The organism is Gluconobacter sp. (genome assembly GCF_047722525.1).
In the GTDB taxonomy this organism is placed as follows: domain Bacteria; phylum Pseudomonadota; class Alphaproteobacteria; order Acetobacterales; family Acetobacteraceae; genus Gluconobacter.
The window spans coordinates 63619-88962 of record NZ_JBDNYY010000005.1; the positions used below are offsets into that span (position 1 = coordinate 63619).

Consider the following 25344-nt stretch of genomic DNA (forward strand, 5'->3'; position numbering starts at 1 on the left):
GGAGAACCATGCTCGCAGACGATACGGGTGCCGTCCTCGGCGTAACCCGAAGTGCAGGACACCGCCGCTGGATCTGGCGTGATCCCCGCCTGGCAGAGGCAGACAACCGTCTGGCTCTCGCCTTGGCCCAGCAGGCCGGTATCCCCGAGCTTCTGGCCCGTATCCTCTCGGCACGAGGCGTCGCATCCCACGCCGCCTCCTCCTTTCTCAATCCCCGCCTGCGTGACGCCATGCCCGACCCCTCCTGCCTGCAGGACATGGACAGGGCCGCCGAACGCCTCGCACAGGCCGTCCGCAACCAGGAGCATGTCGGCCTGTTCGGTGACTACGACGTGGACGGCGCCTGCGGAACCGCCCTCGTCTGCGACACGCTGCGCGAACTGGGCTGCACCGTCAGCACCCATATCCCCGACCGCCTGACCGAAGGCTACGGCCCCAATACCGCAGCCCTCGAAAACCTGCTCTCCCAAGGCGCCACCCTGCTGGTCTGCATCGACTGCGGCACGGCAGCCATCGACATCCTCAACGGCCTGACAGACCGCGCCGACATCATCGTGCTTGATCACCATAAGCCCGACGGGGCAGCCCTGCCGAAAGGGATCGTGGTCAACCCGAACCGTCTGGACTGCCCGTCCGGTCTGGGCAGCATCTGCGCCACCGCCGTTGCCTTCCTCACCATGGTCGCCACCCTGCGTCTCCTGCGCCGCACCAACTGGTTCGACGAAGGCCAGGCCATTCCCGACCTTCTCAAGCGCCTCGACCTCGCGGCACTCGCCACCATCTGCGATGTCATGCCCCTGACCGGTCTCAACCGGGCGCTTGTCATGCAGGGCCTGCGGGTCATGTCCCGAGGCGAGCGTCTGGGACTGGCCACACTGTCCTCCGTTGCAGGCGTGAAAGAAGAAGCCAGCGCCATGGCCTGCGGCTTCGCGCTCGGCCCCCGCATCAATGCCGGTGGCCGCATCGCACAGGCCGATCTGGGCCTGAAACTCCTGCTGTCGGACGATGTCGTCGAAGCCCGCGCCCTCGCCGAACAGCTCGACCGCGTCAACCGGCAGCGCCAGACCGTCGAATCCACAATCCTCGATTCCGCCATGGAACAGGCGCAGCAGCAGCTCGATGCGGACCACGCCGTCATCTTCCTGCATGGGGAAACATGGCACCCCGGCGTCGTCGGCATCGTCGCAGGCCGCCTGAAAGAACGCTACAACCGCCCCGCGTTGGTCGGAGCCCTGACAGATGGCGTCATCAAAGGCTCGGCCCGCTCCGTCCCAGGGCTGGATCTCGGAACCGCCATCATCGCCGCGCGGCAGAATGGCCTTCTCCTCACCGGCGGCGGACACGCCATGGCCGCCGGCTTCTCCCTGGCCGCCGACCGCGCCGAAGAGTTCCACACATGGCTGGACGAGCAGCTCTCCACCGCGCTCACCCTCCCAAAACAGGATGCACTCAAGCTCGACGGCATCATGACACTGGCTGGCGCATCCATCGCAGTCGCTGATCAGCTCGCCCGGCTGGAACCCTTCGGCCCCGGCAATGAGGAGCCGGTCCTCGCCATCAGCAACGTCCGCTGCGTCAAAAGCGAGCGCATTGGCAAGGACGGCAATACCCTGCGCGTCATCCTTCAGGGCGAAGATGGAGGCACCCGCCTGCGCGGACTGGTTTTCCGTGCAGGCGACAAACCCTTCGCCGCCCTGCTGGAAGACCGCAGCATGCCACTGGTCCATGTCGCAGGCACCCTGCGGGCCGAGACATGGCAGGAAAGAAAAAATCTGTCTTTTTTCATTTCTGATGCCGCATCGGCTTGACGCTCCCGAAAGACGCCCCTATACACCCGCTCACGCCTCCAGTCCCGTTCGTCTAGAGGCCTAGGACACCGCCCTTTCACGGCGGCAACACGGGTTCGAATCCCGTACGGGACGCCAAGGCTTTCAGCCAAAAATTGAATTATGCGCAGGGTGCGTAATGGTCCATTAGGACCACTACAGTTCAAACTCATCTGCGATAGAGCGCAGATATGACGGGTCGAATTGGCGATATACCCGCCGCAATGTGTCCGGATCTGTGGCCAGCCAGTCTGCCGCCTGATCAATCGGCACTTTGTCCATGGCGAACCATAAAGCCACACTGTGCTTCACATGATGGGGGTCGGCCCGCCAGGTCAGTCCAGCGGGCTGACAGGCCTTGTTAAACGACCATTGCAGACCCGTGGGAATCGGCTTTCCGTGTCAGTGGACCACATAATTGCCGTTTCTCAGTTTGAACGCCTCTTCCATTTCCTTCCGCAGCGCCTTGGTCATAGGCACGATGGCGCGCCGCTTGCCAGTTAGTGGGCGTCCCGCCTCCTGAAAGTCGATCAGCCCTGTCTGCCAATGCACGCGATCCCATGTCAGGGCTAGGATAGACCCTTTGCGCGCGCCAGTATAAATGGCAATCGCCATGAATGGCCGAACCTGTGGCGTTTCGCACGCATCAAGCAACTTCTTGGCCTCTGCCTTTGTCAGAAACCGGTCTCGTGGCGCCTCGATCTCGGGCGGCCTGACGAGGAACTCATCCTTCCATGCACGGCGCAGGGTGGAATCCGACAGCCACGATATCACTCAGTCCTTTTGCGACAGAAACCAATCCTGAAAAGAGATAGTGGTTTTCCCCCTCTCCTGTCCCCCCCGAACGCTCAGAGAGCGATCGGGTATTCGCGCGAAGGTCGGTGTTCCGTCACAAGCTGCGCGGAGAGTTTGCTGACAATGTCCGGATATTTTGCCGCAACATCGCGTTTTTCGCTGGGATCCGCCGCCAGATCGTAAAGCTCCAGCCGGGATGATCCGACGGGCCGTACGATTTTCCACTTTCCCTGCCGGGCGGCCTGCCAGAAAGCCGGTTCATATGTTTCCCAGTAAAGCAGGCGCTCAGGCAGCCTCCGGTCCCCCAGCAGGACGGGAGTCAGATCATGGCCGTCCGTGACCACGGAAATGCTTTTACCTGCCAGTCCCACAGCGGTCGGCAGAAAATCCGGATGATAGACGGGCGTCTCTTCTTTTGCCCCGGCAGCAATATGACCGGGCCAGCGGGCAATGAGCGGAACGCGGATTCCGCCTTCATAGAGCTCACGCTTGTATCCCCGCAGAGGACCATGGGAGTTGAAAAACGTCACAACATCCGTCTGCTCCGCCGTAGGCTCGGATCGCGGACCATGATCGGACGAGAAAAATACAACCGTATCTTCGTCCAGCCCAAGCTCTTCAAGGGCCCGCAGGATACTGCCCACCCCTGCATCCAGAAACTCGATCATGGCTGCGTAGGTTTTCTCCGACCTTCCCCACGGCTCCCCGCCATAGTCGCCTTCGGCCGGCGTGACATACGGACTATGTGGCGCGTTATAGGCGACGGTCAGAAAAAAGGGTTTCTGACGGTGCCGCCTGATGAAATCACAGCTCTGGTCCGTCACGATATCCGTTTCGTAAACGGCGCGCCCTTCCCCGGCATTTCCCGGAACATCCAGCAGAGTGGTTCCATCGTACCATTTCTCCGGGAAATACCCCTGGGTCTTTTCCGTCTGCGTCAGCCACCCGTGAAACTCGTCAAATCCGTGTCGGGTCGGCACCGCGGCCGGGGCATATCCGTCCAGATGCCATTTCCCCACCAGACCCGTCACATATCCCTGATCCTTCAGGACGGTTGCGACAGTCGGCTCCTGATCGGGCAGGTTGGCCCTGCGGATCTTTTCCTGCCCCTTGTACCCGACCACTCCTCCAGCAAGCGCAAAATTGTCGCGAATGGAAGCATGACCCATATGGCGGCCTGTCATGAGCGCACACCGGGACGGAGAACAGATCGGCGCCCCCCCATAGGCCTGCGTGAACTGCATGCCCTGCGAGGCCATCCGATCGATATTGGGCGTCCGGATTTTCGTCTGACCATAACAGCCCAGATCATAGACACCCAGATCATCCGCAATGATATAGATGATATTGGGCGAGCGTGGCGCTGGCGTGGAGGCAGCCTGTGCAACGCCTCCAGCCAGACCAAGAGCTGCCGTTCCCGCCAGAAGGGTCCGGCGCGTAACTGTGTTTTCCAGCGCGGTTTCGCTGGCGTCGGTCGGATTGGACAAGGCGCGTGCCTCCTTTGAGAAAACAGGCTTCACTGGTTGGACAGTTTCGGTGTGACAAGCGTGACCTTGTCGATGCGTCCCGTAAATGCTGCGGGGACCGTGTAGGCGGGACTGACGGCAGACCCCAGATCACGGCCGATATCGAGTGTCTCCCGCGATGACAGGGCGATGTTGCTGAACCGCGCCTGTCCCGCCGAAACCCCGTCCACGGAGAGCGTTACTGTCGCGGGAACCGATTTTCCGCCCACCCAGCGGCGGATCATCTCCGCCGCCGCATCCGTTTTGCCGGCCCTACGCTCCTGTTCCGGCACAACCGTCACAACGATATGCCGCTGCCCGACGGGAAGAGGCGCAGACGTCACGATCTGGCCCGTACGCACTCCATGCGCATTCACTTCATAAACAAGGCGCCCGTTCGCCACATACAGCGCAACGCCGCCGTATCGTCCCCCTTCGGCGAAAATGACCCCGCGCGCGCCACCGGCAGGAATATCGACATCCGCACTCAGCGTGTAAGGATCATGCCCCAGATCAGGCGCGAATCTCGGTCCAACGCGGTCTACACCGGAACGATACGTAAAGACCGTCTGCCCGGTCTCCGTTCCCAGCGGATAGGCGTCCACGCCCGGCCGGAGCGGCTCTGCGTGATTACGTCTGGCTTCCTGCGCGAACAGAGCCTGAAGCTCCTTCAGTTTTTCAGGATATTTTGTCGCCAGATCATGAGCCTGACTGTAATCATCGGTCAGCCTGTAAAGTTCCCAGGGATGCGTCCGGGGCTGTACACCCCGGGCGAGATAGACGCGGTTGTCGCCGACTTCCCAGGTTTCCTGCGCCAGTTGTCCTGCCCACCACCCATCGGAATAGATCCCCAGATTTCCACTCGTGGTGAAATACTGAACCCTGTGACGTGAGGGCGCGGCGGGATGATCGAACGTATAAAGCAGGCTCTGACCTTCGAGCGGGATCTGTTCGATGCCTGCCGTGCGTAACGGCGGCGTGATCCCGGCGGCTTCATAGAGCGTCGGCGCAATATCGTTCAGATGACCGAACTGCGCCCGCAGTCCATTGCTCTCATGGATACGTGCAGGCCATGAAATCACCAGAGGATCCGTCGTCCCTCCCAGATGGGCCGCGTCCTGCTTCGTGCCCTGAAAAGGAGACGTCAGCGCCCAGGCCCAGGCCGCGGCATAATGATTGAGATACAGCTCGCTTCCCAACGCATCGCTATCAGCCAGACGTGTCCGGACATCCGGCGTGCTGCTATCGGGGTTCTTGACATCCCTGCCCAGAAAACCCCCTTCGGCACTCCCGCCATTATCCCCGAAAATCTCAAGAACGAGGGTATTGTCGGCAATGCCTTCTTCACGAAGCGTTGCGAGAAGCCGCCCCACTTCGTGATCCGTTTCCTCGGCAAAGGCGGCATAGACTTCCGCCTGATGCGCCAGAAGCTTCTTTTCATCAGGCGACAGGCTGTCCCACGCTGGCAGCGTTGAAGGACGCGGTGTCAGTTCCGCATTCGCGGGGATGACGCCAAGCGCTTTCTGCCGGTCAAAGCTCTGCTGCCGGATGACGTCCCATCCCTGATCGAACTTCCCCCTGTATTTCGCAATCCATTCCCTGGGGACATGATGCGGCTCATGCGTGGCACCCGTCGCGTAATAGAGGAAGAACGGTTTGTCATGGGCCACGGCATCATGCTGATGCATCCAGCGGATTGCTTCATTGGTAATGTCGGTCGTGAAATAATACCCCTGCTCGGGCGTGAATGACGGCTCCACAGGGGTCTGATCCCGGTAAAGCCGGGGGTAATACTGGTTATCAGCCGCAGCCAGGAAGCCATAGAAATGCTCGAACCCCCACCGCCCTGTTGGCCACAGGTCGAATGGCCCCGCAGCACTGATCTGCCAGTAGGGTGTGTTGTGCCATTTCCCGAACGCAGCCGTATTATACCCGTGTTCCCTCAGAACCTCGGCAATCGGCGTCACATTCACAGGCAGAACGGTATTATATCCCGGATGCTTCGATGCGGCTTCCTCAATATTACCGAACCCCACCTGCCGGTCATTATATCCCGTCAGCAGCGAAGCCCGGGAAGGCGAGCACAGGGCATTCACATGGAAATTGTTATATCTGAGCCCACTGCTGGCCAAGCGTGAGAAATCCGGCGTCGAAACAGGGCCACCAAAAACATTCGTCGCACCAAACCCGACATCATCCACCAGGATCACGACGATATTGGGCGCACCTTTGGGCGCCTGCGGCAACTGGGGCCAGCCCTCGGTTCCTTCTGACGGTTCCGAAGCCCGGACACTCTGCTGAGCCGCTCCGAGCAGGAGCGTACTGCCCAGGAGAAGACCCAGATATGTGCGTATTTTCATGACATAATTCCCCGGCCGTTCCCCGGGTTAAGGGAACGGCAGCAGTCTTCCTGAGGGTTCAGTAATTGACGCGGGCAATAAAACCGAAATTGCGCGGCTGGCTGACATACGCATACCAGCTTCCATTGCCGGAGGCCGCACTCCCCTGGGATATCTGCGTCACGCGCCGCTCGTCCGTCGCATTGTTGATAAAGCCAGCAAGCTCCCAGCGCCCCTGATGATCGCGCAGCCCGAAATTCAGGTTCAGCGTGCCATAAGCCGGCACCCAGCCATAAGCGGAGTTGTTGCTGGAGGTGTTCATGCGCGTATTGTAATTATAACTTCCACCAGCATAGGCATCGAGACGACGGGAAAAGACCTTCCCGATCCCATGCGAATACTGCACCGCAGCAGACAGCGCCCATCGCGGCACAAACGGAATCTGGGTATGGGCCAGACTGTAGATCCCTTTCCAGGCCACTTCCGGTGGCGCGCTGGTGGAATACTGCAGGAACTGGGCATCGTTGTAAGACGCCGAGAGGGACGTCACGAGATTCACGATCGGGCTGTAATGAATGTCCATTTCCGCCCCACGGACCCGTACTTTCGGAGCACTGCTCAGATAGGACAGCAGCGTCCCCTGATATTCGCGAACCGCCGTCACCTGATAGTTATGGTCGTTCGTCTGATACAGCGCACCACTGACCAGCAGGCGATTTTGCAGGAACTGTGCCTTCGCACCCACTTCGAAAGCGTCATCCGTCTCTTTGCCGACATTCGCTGAAACCGCTCCCTGGGAGAGCTGGCTGGCAGAGAACGGGACCAGATTGAGCCCCCCGGATTTTCCGCCGCGTCCATAACGGCCATAGACCATGGCATTATCCGTCACATGGTATTTCGCAACAAACTGTCCGGTTACGAAACCATTGTCGAAATGCGCGCCATATCCCCGGTTGGTCCCGTACTGTGCCCAGATACTCTGGGCCGTCGCCAGAGGCGTGAGTGCCGAATTATAGCTGCTGGGTGTGACCTGCCACTGGGAATAACTACCCGTTTTTGTAGCGTAATTATACCTGACCCCAGTCACGAAATCCAGTTTCCGGGTAACATGCCAGGTTCCGTCCGCGTACAGACCGTAATAATTGGTCGTCGGCTGTCCGTAACTGCGTACATCATAGTCGTTCAGGACATTGGAAGCCTGCGCGGTCGAAACACCGGCAACAGGTGAGCTTCCCGTACCATAACCATACCATGCCCCGGCATCAGGCCCATATCGGGTATCACCGTAAACGCGGTTTTCCTGCCACATGTAGAAGGCTCCGACCCGGTAATCGAGCAGATGGCCCCAGGAACTGGAAAAGCGCAGCTCCTGCGTGAACTGGTTCTGGTCGACCTTGGCGTTGGAGTTCACGATGGCATTGGCCGGTCCCAGATCCCCGTCATTATGCGGCGCCCAGTCCCACCAGCGAAAAGCCGTGATGGACGACAGCGTAAAATTGGCATGATGCCAGTCCACATGCCCCGAAAGCCCCATATCTTCCTGTTCTGCATCCGAAAGGGAGCTTCGGTTGATGGTATAGGGCGCGTTGGACGGCACCGTCGGGGCATACCCTGTCCAGCCCAGACGCTGGGCAAGCGTTCCGGCCACGGCACTCCCATCCGTTTTGGTTGCAACGACCTTGTACAGAGCTCCGGAGCAGCAGTTTTCACGCAGATGGGCATAATCCCCCGTCAGCCGGATACTCAGTTCGTCCGTGGGATGATACAGAACCTGAGCCCGGAAAGAGCGGCTTGTCTGTCCGTTGACGTCCCCGCCGCCCGCAAGGTTCTTGATCCAGCCGCTGTTCCCATAACCCAGCGCACTCAGGCGGATGGCAAGCTTGTCCTTGATAAGCGGTGTCGTAAGGCCAAGGCTCCAGCGGTTATAGTCATAATTCCCCACACCGGCTTCGCCATAGATATGCCGCGTATGCAGATCCGGAGCGGCAGTCGTGAGCTGAATGGCGCCGGCCGTCGCCGTCATGCCGCCTTCCGTCCCGGCCGGACCGCGCAGGACGGTTATCCCGTTCAGATCAACCAGATCGCTGAGTGCCGTGGCCGGGCGCGAACGATACACCCCGTCAACATACACCGACACACCGCCTTCAATTCCATCCGTTGGAGCCGTCCCGGCGGCTCCAAGACCGCGGATATTGATGGTCGTATTGCGTGGATTGGAGATGTTGAGCTGGACAGTGGGAAGCAGACGGGCTGCCTGCGGCAGCGCCGTAATATGCTCCGCCTTCAGTTCCTGTGCGCTGATCCGCGTCGCCGCCTGCGGAACATTCTGCAGATCGTGCGTCTCTTTGTCGATCGTCTGGGCCGCACGCTGGGCCTGGGATGCGACTACATGGATTTCTTCGGGGTGTCCAACCGGCGCTTTCGCAGATTTTCCGCCCGGAGGAACAGCCGGAACCGGTCTTGCAGGATGATGGCCGTGCGCGACATGCGTGGCGCCATTGCGTTCATCCGGACCGGGACCTTTCGCCTGCGCGCTTTCCCAGACTGTCGCATCGGCCGCGGCCATGATGGCGGTGAGCAGAACGTATTTTTTCTTCATGGCCAGAATGCTCCCGGAGCCGCTTTAACACTTTATTTTATCGTTCTTATATTTAAAAACGATACATATTCGTCATAGAGTCGTCCATACGGCCGTTTGCGATTCGGGTAATATTTATTGAACTATTTTATATAGTTTTTATATATCGTGAAACCTAAGCGTCAGGCTCATCTGGCCCCGCACAGGAACGGGTTGCCAATGACTGTGGAAATACGAGGATGATGCGACGCGGTCAGGGCGCACGGCTCCTGCATACACCCATCCCGCATCAGTGTCTGATCGAGTCGACCCAGGATGCCCTGCCTTTTGCAGGCAGGGCAGTGTCAGACCTGATCTTCCCTAATCCGCCGGGGATACGCCGTAATGATCCGCAAAATGCGGACCATCCGCCCCCCAGCTATAACTCCCTTGCGGGAAAGGCAGCATGGTGGCGTTCCACTCCGCCCATTCCTTCTTCAGACGCGCAAACAGTTCCGGTTTGCGATCCTTCAGATTGGCCCTTTCACGGGGATCACTGACAACATCAAAGAGGAATTCATTGGCTCCGATTTTCAGATATTTGTAGTTGCCATCGAGATGCGCATGCTGGTCATGAATCTTGTAACGCCAGAACAGCGACCGCGCCTGCCGCTTTAACGGGTCAAGGAGGAAGGGCAGAAGGCTCGTTCCATCGGAGGGGAACGTAGCGTCCGGCGCAGCCCCTGCTGCCGCCAGAAAACTGGGGAGCCAGTCCATCGTGACAATGGTCTGATCGCTTTCAGACCCCGGCTTGACCCGGGCAGGCCATCTGAGGACCGCCGGCACTCTCAGACCACCTTCCAGAAGTTCCCCCTTCATGCCCGTAAACGGCCAGATATCGGAGAAGCGCTCACCTCCGTTATCGCTGGTGAACACGACGATCGTATTTTCTGTCAGGTGATGACTGTCGAGCGCGGCCAGCACACGCCCGATCTGATCATCCATGGCCCTGACCATGCGACCGTAAGTCTCCTGCGTTCCACCATCGTAATCGAAGATCCTGCCTTTCAGCCGCTTTGACTCGGCTTCGTCCTCCGGACCTTCCCAGGGCCAGTGCGGCGCATTGAAATGCAGGCTAAGGAAAAACGGCGATGTCCCTCCGGCAAAAGTCTCCACTAGACGAACGGCCTCATCCCCAAGAAGCCCTGTGAGATAACCATGATCATGGATCAGATGATCATCGCGGTAGAACTGATCCTCACCGGGCTTGGCCTGATGAGTGAAATAATCGGCAGCCCCGCCCGAAATACCGTAAAAATGGTCATACCCGCTTTTCAGAGGCCCGAATTGCGGAGGGCTTCCAAGATGCCATTTCCCCACCAGAGCCGTCTTGTACCCTGCCCTGTGAAGCTGTTCCGGCAAGGTCGGCAGCCCCGGTGGAAGACCGACTTTCCCGCTGGATGAGGCAATCGGCTCTTCAAGACCACACGCAATGCGATCCTGATAGCGCCCGGTAATCAGCGCAGTCCGCGTCGCGGAGCAGACGGCAGAATTCGCATAGGCGCGCGTCAGTTTGATCCCCTCATGGGCGATGCGATCAATGGACGGCGTTGTGAAGCCCGGCGTCCCGAAGCAACTGACATCCGCATATCCGAGATCATCCGCCAGAATGAAAATGATGTTGGGCGCCGTGGCCCCGTTCCCGGAACGGGTCGGAGACCGGGGCTGGCCCATCGCCTGCGAGCCCAGCCCTGTAAGTCCTCCAAGGCCAATCCCGGCAACAGTCGTGAGAAAGGCACGACGCCTCTGAACAAAGCGGCTCATCTGCAAGGCTTTCGATCCGAGTTAATAACTATATATTTGAGTGGTAAATGTTATAGACTAAAAAATATGATGTAAATTAATAAAAACCACATTCAATGGTTGAAATGATCCGTGGAAGCGGCTTCAGTTCCTACGGCACCAACACGCCCTGAAACCCAGAAGACAAGGTAAGTGATATGGCTTCGCTCCGACTCAGGCTCTCCACCGCCACTGCGGGAGCGCTGGCGATATGCACTGTGGCAGCGTTCCACCCGCCCCCGGCGAACGCCGTCCCAAGCGTGGTGCCAACCGGCGTGACCCGCTACGCTCCCGAAAAGGCCTACAACAGCTTTATTCTGTTCTCGGGCAGCGACAATCATACCCATCTCATCGACATGAACGGCCACGAAGTCCGGCAATGGGCACAGTCGGGCTTTCCCGCCAGATATGTCGATCCTGCACTGGTTCAGGGCCAGAAAGGCGTGATCGGTCTTCAACTCTCTGAAATCCGGGGAGACGGAACACACAAGATCCCCGGGGCCACAGCCGGTTTCCGCAACAGGACCTTCGGCTATGTGGACTGGTCAGACAAAACGCTCTGGGAATGGGGTCTTCAATCACCCGAAGGCAATGCCCGCCAGCACCATGACTGGGCCCGCCTGCCCGATGGCGGCACACTCCTGCTGGCCAACCAGAACCGCTCCATCCCCGGCGGGGCAAAACCGGTGCTTGATGACGTGATTTACGATATCGCGCCAGACGGGAAAATCCGCTGGACCTGGAAAGCAGGCGATCACCTCCAGGAATTCGGATTTACCGACAGTCAGCTCCAGCTTGTTCTCCACGCCGAAAACCCCGATTACCTGCATATCAACAACATGCAGCTTGTGGGCGACAACCACTGGTACCGCGCGGGCGACAAACGCTTCGCTCCCGACAACATCATGATCGACTCACGGGAGGCGAACTTCATCGCAATCCTGGACCGCCACTCCGGCAAGGTCGTCTGGCGTCTGGGTCCCAACCTTCCCCAGCGCCGCCGGACAGAGCCTGACGTTCCTTTCTCCGTAGACCAGTTCGTCGGCCAGCACGACGCGCATCTCATCCCGGAAGGACTGCCCGGTGCAGGCAACCTGATCGTTTTCGACAATCAGGGCGAAGCAGGCTATCCGGCGCGTCCCCTTCAGGTCGCCAATGGCTCCAGAATCCTGGAAATCAATCCCGTAACGGCTCAGGTCGTCTGGCAATATACGGGCGAGAACTCTGGCGGCCCGCCATGGTCCTTTTACAGCAGCTTCATCAGTTCCGCAGACCGGCTGCCCAATGGCAACACCCTCATCGACGAGGGCATGAACGGCCGCTTTTTTCAGGTCACCCCTACGGGCGAAATCGTCTGGGAATATGTCTCCCCCTATTCCGGCGAAACACCCGGCACCTCTCCTGACAGACCGACCCGTTCCAACTGGGTCTATCGTATTCAGCCTGTGCCGTATGACTGGACTCCATCAGGCGTAACCCATACCGAAACGGCCGTTGCCCCGGCCTTTGCCCAGACGAAATAAAAAGCACAAAGCTCCGGCTTCTCAGGTCATGAGAGGCCGGAGCTTCTCTCTCAAGCCGGCACGGTCGGCTCGGACGGCGACTGACCGTCAACCGGATTGACGACCGCCCCTGCCGGAGCCGCCACACGCCCCTTGAGAAGCGGGTCCTGCGTCTCCTGCATCCAGCGTCTCAACCGTTTTCGCATCTCCCTCAGGACGTCATGAAAACGGGGATCGGCACAAAGATTGCAATGCTCCGTCGGATCGAACGTCAGATCATACAGTTCTTCCTCGGGCAGAACCTGATCACGCCACCCGGCCCTCACCCAGACGGATTTGCTCGGACTGTCATCACAGTTGGGCAGGACGGGCTGCCGACGCTCCCCAAACCTGCGGATATATTTCCACCGACGGGTCCGCACCGCACGCATCGGCTCATAGGCCGCATGATACGTCATCTCAGAAAACACGGCATCCCGGATTTCCTCCTGCCCGCCGCGCAATACGGCCAGAAATGACGTTCCCGTCAGCCAGGACGGGCACGGAATGCCCAGATAATCATAAACGGTCGGAAAGATATCAATCTGGGAAACCATCACGTCCGACTGATGTCCCACAGCCAGACCCGGTCCCCGCATGACAAGCGCCGTTCCGATCCCGTCATCCGTCAGAGTGCATTTCATGCGGGGGAAAGCGACACCGTGATCCGTTACGAAAATGACCAGTGTGTTCTCAGCATAACCATTTCGGGACAGCGCCCGCAGAACACGCCCCACGCCCGCATCCAGTTGTCGTGCGCTGGCCCCGAAAGCCGCAAAATCGCGTCGGGTTTCGGGCGTGTCAGGCAGCGGCCGGGGAATATCCCGGACACGCTCCAGATCGGCCGCTGTCGGATCAGGGTAATCTCGATGCGTCTCGAAAAATCCGACATCCAGGAAGAAAGGCTGTTTTGGCCGGCTGTCCAGAAACCGCTCGGCAATAGGTGCGACAATCGCCGCCTCGGCCCGCCACTTCCCGTTTTCGTCGCGATATCCGAGATTTCTGTCATATCCCAGCGTCTCCGGATCTGCGGCGACATGCTGCATCCCGGTCAGCACAGCCTGATACCCGAATTTCTGCAGATCCCGGAAAAGAAGCTGCCGCGGATCGTTCAGGCTGAACCCCCGATGCGCCAGCCCGAGCATCCCCGAGCGATGCGGAGACTGGCCGGTCAGCAGGGCCGCACGACTAGGAGAACAGACCGGCGCCGCACTGAAAGCCTGCCGGAACAGCACACCATCCCGGGCAAGAGAGGCTATTTCCGGCGTGGAGACAGCACTGTCATAAGGCTCGAGGGACCGCCCGCTGTCATGGGAATGAATATAGAGAATATTCGTCCACCGGCGCGCCGGGAGAGCATGCCCGTATCCTTTCGCAACAAAGGCCCCTCCACCCGCGGCAAGAAGGTTGCGACGTCTGACCTGTACCATTCCGATCCTCCGGATATTCGGCCCGGAGCGGGGCCGCACGCCCTGTGGGCGCAGAAGAAAGCTGAAATCCGATGCCCGCAGCATCCCCTAGATCTGCGGGTCGCCGATCCTGCCCCCCATGGCAGCCACCAGCATCTTTCCGGCCGGGCTCTGCATGGCGGCCGCATCAAAATCCGAAGGCTGTTTCACGCGCGGCGTATAGGTTCCATCGAGTTTTTCGCTGAGATAGCGCGCAGCAGCACGCACCGCGAAAACACCCAGCACAGCCTGCACGTCGGGCGGCGAGACACGGGCGGTCAGAGCCGTCTGAACGGCTGATGTCACTTTCGGAGAGCGCGCATTCTTTCCGTAGGTCGCTGCCAGCACGGCCGCCAGAGAACCCTCCGGGTGCTCCATCTCCGCAATCGTGGCGGCCACCCATCCAAGCGCCTGAGCCGCATGACTGCCATTCAGCAGGATTTCGCCCTGCACCGCCCTGATAACGGGAGACGTTTCCTTCTCGAATGCCACCGCCACGTCATGGGTCGTCCGGGCATCCAGCGGCTTCTGCACAGCCAGAATCCCTGTCGCGGCCCAGTAGCGCAGGACCTCGTTTTTATCCTGAAGATATGTTCTGAACGCCGGAAGATTCCCTGCCCTGCGCTGGATCACCTTCGCCCCGAAGGCCATCAGCGCAGGCAATGGATAGACGCCAGGCTGACGGCTCTCCTGATATCCCTGCTGCGGCAGTCCTTCGGCAATGAAGGCATTGTCGTGGATCGCAATCATCTGCGCATCCAGAACGCCACGCAGGTCCCGCAGCGCCCCCTGATGCGCAGGATCGTCCACGAGATTGCTGATCTGGTGCGGATCAGCCTCGATGTCGTAAAGCTCCTCGCCTGGCTTGGCCTGCCAGAACGCGGCCTGAGTGACGTTCAGACGCCCTGCCAGCCATTCCTCTTCCCAGGACTGGTAGCCACGCCCTTTCCATTCATACGCATTATGCTGCCCGTAAATACGGTGGGGCATGTAATTGCGGATATATCGGTAGCGCCTGTTCCGGACCGTCCGCATCAGATCCAGCCGCTCATCCATCCGGTTGCGACCGCTGAACACATGATCGCGCGCCGCCGCAAGGCGCTGCCCCAGAAACGGCTGCCCCTGCATATGCGGCGGAATGGCCGCCCCGGCCAGCGACAGCGTCGTCGGGGCCATGTCCACCAGACTGACAAGATCCGGACTGGACTGCCCGGCCTCCCGATGGGCAAGATGCCGGTATTTCTCCGGAAAGCGCACGATCAGGGGAACATGCAGGCCCCCTTCATAGCAGTACCGCTTGGTTCGGGGCTGTACGCCGCCATGATCAGCGAAGAACATGACGATCGTGTCCTGCACCAGATCATCCTGATGAAGCTCCTCCAGAATATGGGCCACAGCCCTGTCCTGCCGGTTCACCATGTCGATATTGCGCGCAATCGAATCCCGGATATCGGGCGTATCCGGCAGATAGGGCGGAATACTGACCCGCGCAGGATCGGTTACGGTCGCACCCGTTTCGAACAGGTGGGATTCATGCGTGATGAGATAGTTGTAAACCGCAAAAAAGGGCTTCCCCTCCGGGCGGTTGCGCCAGTGCGCCGTGAGTGAACACTCATCCCAGATGGTTTTGGGATCCAGATCACAGTTGTAATCGGTAAAGACGTTATTGGTGCAGTAATACCCCGCTTCCCGCATCTGCTCGGGCAAACTGGGGAACTGCCCCGCAACGCGCGCCACGGCACGCATGTTTTCCGCAGGGCCACAACTCTGCGGATACAGACCCGTCACGAGCGAAAAACGCGACGGGGAGCAGACCGGGGCGGCAGCGTAAGCATGTTCAAAGCGGATACCCTCCCGTGCGAGGGCATCAATCGTCGGCGTTGCTGCCAGCGGATTTCCGTAACAGCCCAGAAGGGGCGCATGAATATCGTGGCACACGATCCAGATAATGTTCGGCTTCCGGTCGGTCGAAGGAACAGCCGGTGCGGGAAGGGCTTTCGCCCCTCCCCCTGCCGAAAACGCCGCACTGGCTCCAGCCGTCGCTGCGAGAACACGACGTCGGCTGATCGTTTTCACGGGACGGTCCATTCTCATAATTCCGCCACGGCCGAGGAGGCGCATCTGAAACCGATATGGCCCAGAGAACTGTCAGGCGTCGTATGGGTCCGGGCCGAATTGCGATACCGGTTGCAGTAGGAGTGATGGCACATATGCGACCCGCCCCGGATCACCCGGTCCGTTCCCTCAGGAGGCCCGGCGGGATTATGCCGCGTCAGCGCATTCTCGGCCTGATGCCAGTCCGGACTCCAGAAATCAGCGCACCATTCCCACGTATTCCCCACCATGTTGTACAAGCCATACCCATTGGGCGGAAAGGCCGTGACGGGCGCTGTCGTCACATACCCGTCTTCCTTGGTATTCTCTTCGGGGAAACGTCCCTGCCAGATGTTGCACTGATGCTCACCGTCAGGAAGAAGCTCGTTGCCCCAGGGATAGCGGAAGTTCTCCATCCGTCCCCGCGCCGCAATTTCCCATTCCGCTTCCGTCGGCAGGCGCTTGCCGACCCAGTTCGCGTACGCAACGGCATCATGCCACGAGACATGCACGACCGGATGATCCTGCCGGGACGAAATATGGGACCCCGGGCCCTCCGGATGCCGCCACTGCGCGCCCCGGACGGGCAGCCACCACGGTGTCTGCGGGACCGATCCATGAAGACGACGCTTCTTTCCCGTCGCCGTGGCCACGCCTTCAAACACGAAGGACCAGCCTTCGCTTTCAGCCTCCGTCACATGGCCCGTAGCCGCAACAAAGGCCGCGAACTGCCGGTTGGTCACGGCATATCTGTCGATCCAGAAGGCATCCATGTCAACGGACCGGACCGGACCTTCCCCGTCCGCAACGTGAACCTCGGAATCATCAGCGCCAATCCGGTAAGCTCCAGGCCCGATCAGCACCATGTCCTCGTAACTGACAGCACGGGACAGAAGATTGTCCTGAAGGATGGAAGTGCAGACGGCGCGGGGAGCTGATCGTACTGCCTGAGGAACGCAGCACGCTTTTTTTTCAGAGGCGGGAACGGAACCAAGGGCCATTTGACTGTTCCTGATCGTTTTATGATTTAAAAACCCTATATCATCGTTATTAGAATCACAAATCCTGATACGGCCTCATCTTTCAATGCCCAGAATCATAGGTTTTCGTCAGAAAACCGGGAGTTTCTGATCCATCCACAAGAATCCCGCACAGGCCCGCTTGACGAAATGATGCGGATCTATAATCAATTCTCATCGTTATTTATGATAACGACTTTTATATATCGTTATATAAGCCATCTGTCATTCTCCCCGCTCCCAGAGGTTCGTGGTCATGAAAAACGTGTCGTCCCGCCGTTACGTCCTCAAAGGCACACTGGCTCTGGGAGCAGCCCTCGTCGCAGCGGCGGGCCTCTCCTGCGCACAGGCAGCAGATTACAGGCTGCTGAACGTGTCCTATGATCCCACCCGCGAACTTTACAGCGATATCGACCGCGCCTTCCCGGCCGTCTGGTCGAAAACCCACGGTGGAGACAGTGTCGTCGTTACATCCTCCCATGGAGGCTCCGGCGCACAGGCCCGCTCGGTTCTCGAAGGCGCACCCGCCGATATCGTCACGCTGGGTCTCGCATATGACATCGATATCCTCGCCCAGAACGGCCTTCTGGCCGCTGACTGGCAGAAGCGCCTGCCCCATAATGCGACGCCCTATACCAGCACGATCGTGTTTCTGGTGCGGAAGGGAAATCCGAAGAACATTCACGACTGGCCCGATCTCATTCGCAACGGCATCCAGGTCATTACCCCCAACCCCAAGACATCCGGCGGTGCACGCTGGAATTATCTGGCGGCATGGGGCTGGGCGCTCCACCAGCCAGGAGGGACGGAACAGTCCGCAACGGCCTATCTCAAGGCCCTTTTCGCCCATGTTCCCGCCCTTGATACCGGCGCCCGTGGTGCCACGAACAGCTTCGTCCAGCGCGGGCTGGGCGACGTCCTGATCGCATGGGAAGATGAAGCCCTTCTGGCGGCACGCGATCTGGGTCCTGACAAATTCGACATCGTCGTCCCCCCTCTCACCATTCTCGCTGAACCTCCCGTCGCAACGGTAGACAGAAATGTTCAGGAACACGGGACGGAAGCCATCTCCCGCGCCTATCTGGAGTTCCTGTTCTCTCCCGAAGGCCAGCGGATCGGGGCCAGACATTATTTCCGCCCCGTGGATCCCGCCATCCAGGCCGAGACAGCCTCGGTTTTTCCGAAGACCACAACATTTGATGTGGCCAGCCTTGGAGGCTGGACCCGGCTTCAGAAAACGCATTTCTCGGACGGTGGCATTTTCGATCAGATCTACAGCCACTGACCATGAAAGTGCCGAGTGTGACGGCCCTGCGCACCTCCCGAAACCGGCGGCATGCCCTGCCGGGATTTTCCCTGTCGCTTGGGCTGACACTGCTCTGGACCGGGCTGATCGTCGTGCTCCCGCTGACAGCCCTGCTTCTGCGCCCCTGGCACCACGGCGCCGGCCCGATGATCCATGCGCTGTACGACGCACGCATGCACGCCGCCCTCCGGATCAGCTTCACATGCGCCCTGCTGGCCGTACTCATTGACCTGCCCGTCGGCCTGCTGCTGGCCTGGACCCTCGTCCGCTACCGTCCCCCCGGCCATCGCGTGCTGGACGCCATGATTGACCTCCCTTTCGCCATTCCCACAGCCGTTACAGGCATCGCCCTGGCCACACTTTACGGTCCCGGCGGATGGATCGGCTCCATGGCCAGTCACTGGGGCCTGAAGCTCGCCTTTACGCCCGCAGGAATCGTGATCGCACTGACCTTCATCGGACTGCCCTTCATCGTGCGGTCCATCGAGCCCGTCCTGCGCAGCTTTCCCAAAGATGTCGAGGAAGCGGCCTTCCTGCTGGGCGCCTCAGCATGGCAGCGCTTCCGTCGCATTCTCCTTCCCACACTTGCGCCCCCTCTGCTGAGCGGCGCCGGCCTCGCCTTCGCCCGTGGCATCGGGGAATACGGCTCAGTGATCTTCATTGCCGGAAACCAGCCCTTCCACACCGAGGTCGCTCCGTTGCTGATCGTCATGCGACTTCAGGAGTATAATTATGACGGCGCAACCTCGATCGCCCTGATCCTGCTCGTCACCGCCCTGCTCTGCCTCATTGCCGTCAGCCGTCTACGCCGCTCCGTATCTTCGGGACTGGTCCGCGAGGACGGCGCATGAACGACTCCCCGAAAACGATCCCGGTTCTGCTGACCCTCCTCACCTATGCCGCAGTCGGGCTTCTCATCGTCCTGCCTGTTCTCCTGATCCTTCATGAAGCCCTGCGGCAAGGACTGCACGCAGCCTTTGAAACCCTGAAAGACCCGGAAGCCCTCTCCGCCATCCGTCTGACGGCCATCATCACGGCGCTGGTGACCGTCATCAACACGGCGGGCGGGATCGCTGCCGCCTGGACACTGACGAAATACGATTTCCGCGGGTCCCGCCTTCTGGTCAGCCTGATAGAACTGCCCATCAGCGTTTCCCCTGTCATCGCAGGCCTTGTCTGGCTTCTGCTGTTCGGACGGCAGGGCTGGTGGGGAAACTGGCTCGGCCAGCACGGCATCCATATCGCCTTCGCCGTCCCCGGCATCGTTCTCGCGACACTCTTCGTGACCTTCCCGTACGTCACCCGCACCCTCATGCCCTATATGGAACAGCAGGGCCGCGCCGCCGAGGAGGCCGCATTTCTACTCGGCGCAGGCTTCTGGAAAACCCTGATCCACGTCACCCTGCCGGATGCAGGCTGGGCCCTTCTTTCAGGGGTTCTCCTCACAACAGCGCGCGCCATGGGTGAATTTGGTGCAGTCGCCGTTATTTCCGGCCACATCCCCGGCGTCACCGAGACAATGCCGCTCCATATCGAAACCCTCTATAACGGCTACCAGTCCGTAGCCGCCTTCGCGATGGCAGCCCTTCTCGTCCTTTTCGCAATGACAACGGTCCTGATCCGCATGTTTCTCGAGCGTTCCTTCAGAAAACAGCACCTATGAGCATCACCCTCGAAGCCTTTACGCAATACGCCCCCCGCTCTTCGCGCAAGCTGCTTGACGATATTACCCTGACCGTCGAAGACCGTTCGTTCGTTGCCCTGGTCGGCCCGTCGGGTGCAGGAAAAACCACGCTCCTCAGAGCCATCGCCGGCCTTTCCTCCCATTCCGAAGGCAGTCTCCTGATAGACGGCGTGCCCATCCATGACCGCCCCGTACAGGAGCGCGGCATCGGGTTCGTCTTTCAGAACTACGCGCTGTTCCGGCACATGACCGTGGCCCGCAACATCGCTTTCGGCCTCGACGTCCTGCCGCGCTCACGCCGCCCCGATCCCGCCTCCATACAACGCCGCGTCACCGAACTGCTGGAACTGATCCAGCTCCCCCATCTTGCAAAAGCCTACCCGGACCAGCTTTCCGGCGGCCAGAGACAGCGTGTCGCCCTCGCCCGCGCCCTGGCAACCTCTCCCCGGCTTCTCCTGCTGGATGAACCTTTCGGCGCGCTCGACCCCATCGTGCGCCGTGACATCCGCCGGTGGCTCCGCGATCTGCATGACCGGATGAATCTGACAACCATTCTTGTCACACATGACCACGAAGAAGCGATGGATGTCGCGGACTCCCTGGTCGTCATGCAGGACGGCCGCATCATACAGGCCGCCGACGCCTCCACCCTGAATGCAGCACCAGCAACCCCCTTCGTCATGGAATTCCTGGGCGAAACACTCAAATTCCCCGGAACCCTCCAGTCAGGTCAGTTCATTCCGGACAACCATGACATCGCTCCTTTCGCCTTTCACGGCAAAGACGGACGCGCCACGGCCCTGATCCGACCCCATGAGGTTACCCTCACAGCCTCATCAGGACACGCATTCGCAGAAAAGCTTCCGGATTTTTCCAACGGTCTTTTCCGCTATCGTATCATCACCTCCACGGGCTCATTCGAGGTCACAGCGTCAACACCTCTTCCTGCAGAATCATTCCGGAATATTCGCATCGACATCAGTCAGGGAAAGATTTTTTACAATATCCTGAAATGACCGGAGGAGGGTGAGGCACCGTTTTTCATAAGGATACCCCCTCCCTCCTGCCAGAAAGCAGCCTCCCCGCAGGACTACCCCACGCGGCTGGTCAGGGAAGGCTCCCCTCCTGCAGAGGTCAGACCCGCCTTCAGATCCTCCCCCACGATCCGCGCGCAGAGTGCGAGCGAAAGCGCGCCCGCATCGGGGTGCCCCTTGCTGCGCTCGCCATGCATCTTCGCACGCCCCATCCGCGGCAACAGATCGCGCGTGGCCTGCGCAGCCTCGTGAGCCGCTTCCGCCCCGATCCGCCAGGACTCCACAAGCCCATGCCCGGCGGCCAGAGCCTCCTCCAGCGTCTCGACAAATGGCACCAGCGCATCCACGAGCGTCTTGTCACCGGGCTTTGCACGGCCAAGCTCCATGATGCGCTCCATGCTGTTCCGCGCACCGCCTGAAAGCTGCTGTGCATCGGGCAGACTGTTGTCGTCGAGCGCCAGGCTGAACGCCCGCAGCCCCTCGCCCCATAGCGCGCCCGACGTTCCCCCGGCCCGATCCGCCCAGGCATCCGCCGCCGAAGCCAGAACCGTCGCCGGTCCGGCCCCGGCCTCCGCCGCAGCCCGGGCAACTTTCGCCGCCGCCGCCGAACCACGCGCCATGCCCTGCCCATGGTCCCCGTCACCCGCCACGGCATCAATATGCCCGAGATCGGACTCCACCTCCGCCAGCATCTGCGCCAGATGCCCCATTACGGTCGCCACACATGCCCCGCCCCGACGTCCCTGCGCCGTTCCGGACCGCATGTACAGAACCTCCGTCTCCTCGGGCACTTCAAGCCGCGTGATCCCGTCTCCGGCCAGCAGACCGTGGCTCATCGCGGCGGATTCCACAGGCGAACGCCAGTACTGCTCCAGATCCTCATCGAGCCAGGTCAGCGTCAGCGAACAGCCCGCCATATCAAGGCTCGTGACATATTCGCCCACCAGCGGCGCCACGAGTGTCAGACCCGCCTTTTCAAACATCGGCACCAGCCGGTCCCACAGAACGAACAGTTCTTCCTGCTTCGTGCTGCCAAGACCGTTCAGCAGAACCGCCACCCGGCGTGACGCCCCGTCCGGAATCTCGGCCAGCAGGCGGTCGAACAGGATCCGCGCGAGATGCTCCGGATCCGGAACATCCTGCTCGTCAATACCCGGCTCACCATGGACACCCAGACCGAGCGCCATGCGGTTCTTCGGAACCTCGAACAGCTTTTCCTTCTCGCCCGGCAGCGTGCAGCCATCGAACGCCACGCCGAACGTGCAGGTCTGACGGTTCACCCGCTGCGCAACTTCCTCGACTTCATCGAGCGTCAGCCCCGCCTCGGCCGCAGCCCCCACAATCCGGAAAATCACCAGATCACCGGCAATTCCGCGCCGCTTCTCCCGTGTGGACGCGTCCGAACTCGCCACATCGTCCGCCGTCGCCAGAACGCGAACGTCATAGCCCTCTTCGCGCAGCCGGTCCGCCGCGATCCCGAAATTCAGCACATCCCCGGCATAGTTGCCGTAACCGAGAATGATCCCGCCCCCCAGATCAGCCTGCCGCGCAATGCTCTTGATGGCCTGTGTGGAGGGCGAAGCGAAGATATCTCCCGCCACCGCCGCATCGCCGAACCCCGGTCCGACATACCCCGCAAAGGCCGGATAATGTCCCGAGCCACCGCCGAGAACAACGGCAACCTTGCCGCGCCGGCCGGGAGTGGCCCGAAGCACTCCGCCGCGCACGTGCCGCACGAGATCAGGATGAAGAAGGCTGAACCCCCGAAGGGCGGACGCCGCGAAAGTCGATGCGTCACCGCAGATCTTGGTCATGGAACGTCTCCCTTTTCAGATTTCAGACGGCATCACGGTTGAGGTAACGGCGGGCCAGCGCATCGAAGGAAATCGCCAGCACGACGATCCCTCCACTGACGACCGACTGCCAGTACGGCGAGATGCCAAACAGAACGATGATGTCTTCGATAATCCCGATGATAACGGCACCCAGAACCGCCCCGATCGGGCTGCCAATGCCCCCCGTCGTCGCCACGCCACCGATAACGGCCGCGGCAATCGGACCGAGCACCCAGGTGTCACCAATGGACGGCTGGGCCGTGCCCAGACGCGCCACCATCAGGATACCCGCCAGCGCCGAAAGGAACCCGGCCAGCGCAAACGCCCCCATCCGGATCGCATTCACCCTGATACCAAGCATCCGCGCCGCATCAGGATTGCTGCCAATGGCATAGATGTAACGCCCGACCGGTGTGCGCAGCATCACGAACGCCACAATCGCCAGACAGACCAGCAGCACTACGAACGGCACCGGCACGCCCATCACGAGCCCACGACCAAGGAACGTGATGTCCCGCGGCACACCCGTAATGGCCACACCCTTGGTCGCCACCAGATTGGCGCCGCCATACACGCCGGCCATGCCGATCGTCAGCACCAGCGAATGAAGACGGAGCTGCGTGATCAGCGCCCCGTTCAGCAGGCCGCAACCCGCCCCCATCAGCAGGCACAGTCCCAGAGACAGCCACGGATTGAGCCCGAGTTGCACCATCAGGATGCCGCCCACCACGCCCGCAAGCCCGCCAATCGCACCCACGGACAGATCAAGCTCGCCGAGGATCATCAGAATGGACTGCCCGATCGTCACCAGCCCGATAAAGGCCAGCGCGCGGGCAATGATCATCATGTTGAACGTCGTCAGGAAGTGCGGCGACAGCGCACAGGACGCCCCGAAAATGATGACGAGCGCTGCAATCACGCCCCCCAGCGGATTGCCCGCCAGACGGGAGACGAGCGCCTTGAGCGGCGGCAGTTTCGGCGGCTGCTGCGAAGGAGCTGCCGGAACAGTGGTTTCAAGCGACATGACGGGTCTCCGGGGCGCCGATGATCGCGCCGACAAGCGTGTTAACGTCAGTAGTGGCCTGATCGAACGACCCCGTGATCCGGCCGGAATACATGGTGATGATCCGCGAGGCGCAGCGCTGGAGTTCGGTCATCTCGGACGAGACGAGAATGATCCCCACGCCCTCTTCCGCGAGCTGCTGCATGATGCGGTAGATCTGGAACTTCGTGCCGATATCGATGCCCTTGGTCGGCTCGTCGAAAATCAGCACACGAGGCCGCCGCGCCATCGCCCGGCCAATAATCGCCTTCTGCTGGTTCCCGCCCGACAGATGCGCGATCTTCTTGCCCGCCGAAGACGTCCGCAGATCGAACTGCCGGATCGTATCGGCCACGACCTCGTTCTCGCGCGCGGAGGAAATGATCCCCCCACGCTTCATGCGATCCAGAACCGAAAGGCTGATATTCTCCCGCACACTCAGCAGCGGAAAAATCCCGTGATGCTTGCGCTCTTCGGAGAGGTAAACCATCCCCAGCGCCACGGCCCGGTCGGTCCGGCCCTTCGGGATTTCTTCACCCTCAAGAAACGCATGCCCCCCCGTCGAACGCAGATATCCGAAGATTGTCTGCATCAGTTCCGAACGCCCGGCCCCCACAAGCCCCGCAAAACCGAGGATCTCTCCCCGCCGCAGAACGAAAGACGCATCCGAGAAGCCTGGCCCCGACATATCTTTAACGCTCAAGATAACATCGGAGTCAGTCGCAACCCCACGCGGCTGGAACTTCTCCCCCAAAGGCACTGAACTGCCCGACATCAGCCGGATCAGATGCTCCTCCGTCATGCCCGCCATCGGATAGGTGCCCACGCTGCGCCCGTTGCGCAGCACGGTCACCGTATCGCCCAGCGCAAAGATCTCTTCCATCTTGTGCGACACGAACACGATCGCACAGCCATCGTCGCGCAGCGTCCGGATGATGCGGAACAGATGCTCCGTCTCGTTCGCCGTCAGCGACGAGGTCGGCTCATCAAGGATCAGTACCTTGAACTCTTCACGGCACGCTGCGCGCGCAATCTGCAGAAGCTGCTGGTCCGGCACGCTGATCCGGTTCACAAGCTGCCCCGGCTTGGCATGAATGCCGAACCGCTCGATCAGCTCCGCGGCCGCCTTTTCCATCGCCCCGCGCGACACCGTCAGATGCCCGAACCCGGAACGGTTAAACGGCATGAACATGTTCTCGGCCACCGTCATCGGCCCGAACAGGTTCAGCTCCTGCGGCACATACGCAACCTTCTCAAACAGCGTCCGGTCATGCAGCGCATCCTGCCCTTCGATCAGGACAGCCCCCTCATCCGGCACGACCAGCCCGGTCAGTGTCTTGATGAGCGTGGACTTTCCGGCGCCGTTCTCCCCGGCGAGAATATGAATCTTCCCCGGCTCCAGTGTCAGATCGACATGATCCAGCGCCACCACACCGGGATAGGTCTTCCGGACGGCTTCAATCTGAAGAACTGTCAT

17 protein-coding genes and 1 tRNA gene are annotated in these 25344 nt (G+C 60.5%); 7 read left to right on the forward strand and 11 right to left on the reverse strand.

All coding sequences use genetic code 11. The annotated features are described in order from the left end of the window. The first annotated feature begins 8 nt into the window (after positions 1-8). Both recJ and ABF859_RS06445 read left to right on the forward strand, forming a co-directional pair. On the forward strand, positions 9-1808 hold the full coding sequence (gene recJ, locus ABF859_RS06440; RefSeq protein ID WP_415526956.1) for a single-stranded-DNA-specific exonuclease RecJ: 1800 nt from the start codon (positions 9-11) through the stop codon (positions 1806-1808). 41 nt (positions 1809-1849) lie between these two features. Then, a tRNA-Glu gene (locus ABF859_RS06445) sits at positions 1850-1925 on the forward strand. Between the two features lie 303 nt (positions 1926-2228). On the opposite strand, the gene ABF859_RS06450 is transcribed toward ABF859_RS06445, so the two are convergent. From ABF859_RS06450 to ABF859_RS06470, 5 genes are all read right to left on the reverse strand, one after another. Next, positions 2229-2600 carry a tyrosine-type recombinase/integrase gene (locus tag ABF859_RS06450; protein WP_415526957.1) on the reverse strand — a complete coding sequence of 124 codons (372 nt, stop codon included), beginning with the start codon at positions 2598-2600 and terminating at the stop codon, positions 2229-2231. Positions 2601-2674: 74 nt separating this feature from the next. Continuing rightward, positions 2675-4108 (reverse strand): arylsulfatase, encoded by a 1434-nt coding sequence (locus ABF859_RS06455; RefSeq protein WP_415526958.1) that lies wholly within the window; start codon positions 4106-4108, stop codon positions 2675-2677. A gap of 29 nt (positions 4109-4137) precedes the next feature. After that, positions 4138-6486, reverse strand: a complete 2349-nt coding sequence (locus ABF859_RS06460) for a sulfatase-like hydrolase/transferase (RefSeq protein WP_415526959.1) — start codon at positions 6484-6486, stop codon at positions 4138-4140. A gap of 58 nt (positions 6487-6544) precedes the next feature. After that, complete coding sequence (locus tag ABF859_RS06465) at positions 6545-9064, reverse strand: TonB-dependent receptor (RefSeq protein WP_415526960.1); 2520 nt, start codon at positions 9062-9064, stop codon at positions 6545-6547. 339 nt (positions 9065-9403) lie between these two features. Further along, positions 9404-10846 (reverse strand): sulfatase, encoded by a 1443-nt coding sequence (locus ABF859_RS06470; protein ID WP_415526961.1) that lies wholly within the window; start codon positions 10844-10846, stop codon positions 9404-9406. A 176-nt stretch (positions 10847-11022) separates the two neighbouring features. Between ABF859_RS06470 and ABF859_RS06475 the strand changes: the two genes are divergently transcribed. Continuing rightward, complete coding sequence (locus ABF859_RS06475) at positions 11023-12387, forward strand: aryl-sulfate sulfotransferase (protein ID WP_415526962.1); 1365 nt, start codon at positions 11023-11025, stop codon at positions 12385-12387. A 50-nt stretch (positions 12388-12437) separates the two neighbouring features. Here ABF859_RS06475 and ABF859_RS06480 read toward each other — a convergent pair whose 3' ends face one another. From ABF859_RS06480 to ABF859_RS06490, 3 genes are all read right to left on the reverse strand, one after another. Continuing rightward, the gene (locus ABF859_RS06480) at positions 12438-13835 is read right to left on the reverse strand and encodes a sulfatase (protein WP_415526963.1); all 1398 of its coding nucleotides are present in this window, start codon (positions 13833-13835) and stop codon (positions 12438-12440) included. A gap of 87 nt (positions 13836-13922) precedes the next feature. Continuing rightward, the gene (locus tag ABF859_RS06485; RefSeq protein WP_415526964.1) at positions 13923-15929 is read right to left on the reverse strand and encodes a sulfatase; all 2007 of its coding nucleotides are present in this window, start codon (positions 15927-15929) and stop codon (positions 13923-13925) included. 14 nt (positions 15930-15943) lie between these two features. Continuing rightward, positions 15944-16948, reverse strand: coding sequence for a formylglycine-generating enzyme family protein (locus ABF859_RS06490; RefSeq protein WP_415526965.1), 1005 nt, complete (start codon positions 16946-16948; stop codon positions 15944-15946). A gap of 274 nt (positions 16949-17222) precedes the next feature. On the opposite strand from ABF859_RS06490, the gene ABF859_RS06495 reads away from it, so the two are divergent. From ABF859_RS06495 to ABF859_RS06510, 4 genes are read left to right on the forward strand one after another with little or no spacing between them, the layout of a single operon-like run. Further along, complete coding sequence (locus tag ABF859_RS06495; protein ID WP_415526966.1) at positions 17223-18251, forward strand: sulfate ABC transporter substrate-binding protein; 1029 nt, start codon at positions 17223-17225, stop codon at positions 18249-18251. A 2-nt stretch (positions 18252-18253) separates the two neighbouring features. Next, positions 18254-19123, forward strand: coding sequence for a sulfate ABC transporter permease subunit CysT (gene cysT, locus ABF859_RS06500; protein ID WP_415526967.1), 870 nt, complete (start codon positions 18254-18256; stop codon positions 19121-19123). Continuing rightward, entirely contained in the window at positions 19120-19935 is an 816-nt protein-coding gene (locus ABF859_RS06505; RefSeq protein ID WP_415526968.1) for a sulfate ABC transporter permease, read from the forward strand. The genes cysT and ABF859_RS06505 overlap by 4 nt, the downstream gene beginning before the upstream one ends. Beyond that, complete coding sequence (locus ABF859_RS06510; RefSeq protein WP_415526969.1) at positions 19932-20972, forward strand: sulfate/molybdate ABC transporter ATP-binding protein; 1041 nt, start codon at positions 19932-19934, stop codon at positions 20970-20972. The genes ABF859_RS06505 and ABF859_RS06510 overlap by 4 nt, the downstream gene beginning before the upstream one ends. 74 nt (positions 20973-21046) lie before the next feature. Here ABF859_RS06510 and ABF859_RS06515 read toward each other — a convergent pair whose 3' ends face one another. From ABF859_RS06515 to ABF859_RS06525, 3 genes are read right to left on the reverse strand one after another with little or no spacing between them, the layout of a single operon-like run. Next, positions 21047-22804: a dihydroxyacetone kinase family protein gene (locus ABF859_RS06515; protein ID WP_415526970.1), complete on the reverse strand. Its 1758-nt coding sequence runs from the start codon at positions 22802-22804 to the stop codon at positions 21047-21049. Positions 22805-22826: 22 nt separating this feature from the next. Further along, positions 22827-23849 carry an ABC transporter permease gene (locus tag ABF859_RS06520; RefSeq protein ID WP_415526971.1) on the reverse strand — a complete coding sequence of 341 codons (1023 nt, stop codon included), beginning with the start codon at positions 23847-23849 and terminating at the stop codon, positions 22827-22829. After that, positions 23839-25344 carry a sugar ABC transporter ATP-binding protein gene (locus ABF859_RS06525; RefSeq protein WP_415526972.1) on the reverse strand — a complete coding sequence of 502 codons (1506 nt, stop codon included), beginning with the start codon at positions 25342-25344 and terminating at the stop codon, positions 23839-23841. Before ABF859_RS06525 ends, ABF859_RS06520 begins: the two co-directional genes overlap by 11 nt.

Excerpts from the sequence above, each read along its gene's own strand:
- recJ (WP_415526956.1), top strand. The coding sequence starts at position 9 with ATGCTCGCAGACGATACGGGTGCCGTCCTCGGCGTAACCCGAAGTGCA.
- ABF859_RS06460 (WP_415526959.1), bottom strand. The coding sequence starts at position 6,486 with ATGAAAATACGCACATATCTGGGTCTTCTCCTGGGCAGTACGCTCCTG.
- ABF859_RS06465 (WP_415526960.1), bottom strand. The coding sequence starts at position 9,064 with ATGAAGAAAAAATACGTTCTGCTCACCGCCATCATGGCCGCGGCCGAT.
- ABF859_RS06470 (WP_415526961.1), bottom strand. The coding sequence starts at position 10,846 with ATGAGCCGCTTTGTTCAGAGGCGTCGTGCCTTTCTCACGACTGTTGCC.
- ABF859_RS06475 (WP_415526962.1), top strand. The coding sequence starts at position 11,023 with ATGGCTTCGCTCCGACTCAGGCTCTCCACCGCCACTGCGGGAGCGCTG.
- ABF859_RS06480 (WP_415526963.1), bottom strand. The coding sequence starts at position 13,835 with ATGGTACAGGTCAGACGTCGCAACCTTCTTGCCGCGGGTGGAGGGGCC.
- ABF859_RS06490 (WP_415526965.1), bottom strand. The coding sequence starts at position 16,948 with ATGGCCCTTGGTTCCGTTCCCGCCTCTGAAAAAAAAGCGTGCTGCGTT.
- ABF859_RS06495 (WP_415526966.1), top strand. The coding sequence starts at position 17,223 with ATGAAAAACGTGTCGTCCCGCCGTTACGTCCTCAAAGGCACACTGGCT.
- cysT (WP_415526967.1), top strand. The coding sequence starts at position 18,254 with ATGAAAGTGCCGAGTGTGACGGCCCTGCGCACCTCCCGAAACCGGCGG.
- ABF859_RS06505 (WP_415526968.1), top strand. The coding sequence starts at position 19,120 with ATGAACGACTCCCCGAAAACGATCCCGGTTCTGCTGACCCTCCTCACC.
- ABF859_RS06510 (WP_415526969.1), top strand. The coding sequence starts at position 19,932 with ATGAGCATCACCCTCGAAGCCTTTACGCAATACGCCCCCCGCTCTTCG.
- ABF859_RS06515 (WP_415526970.1), bottom strand. The coding sequence starts at position 22,804 with ATGACCAAGATCTGCGGTGACGCATCGACTTTCGCGGCGTCCGCCCTT.
- ABF859_RS06520 (WP_415526971.1), bottom strand. The coding sequence starts at position 23,849 with ATGTCGCTTGAAACCACTGTTCCGGCAGCTCCTTCGCAGCAGCCGCCG.
- ABF859_RS06525 (WP_415526972.1), bottom strand. The coding sequence starts at position 25,344 with ATGACAGTTCTTCAGATTGAAGCCGTCCGGAAGACCTATCCCGGTGTG.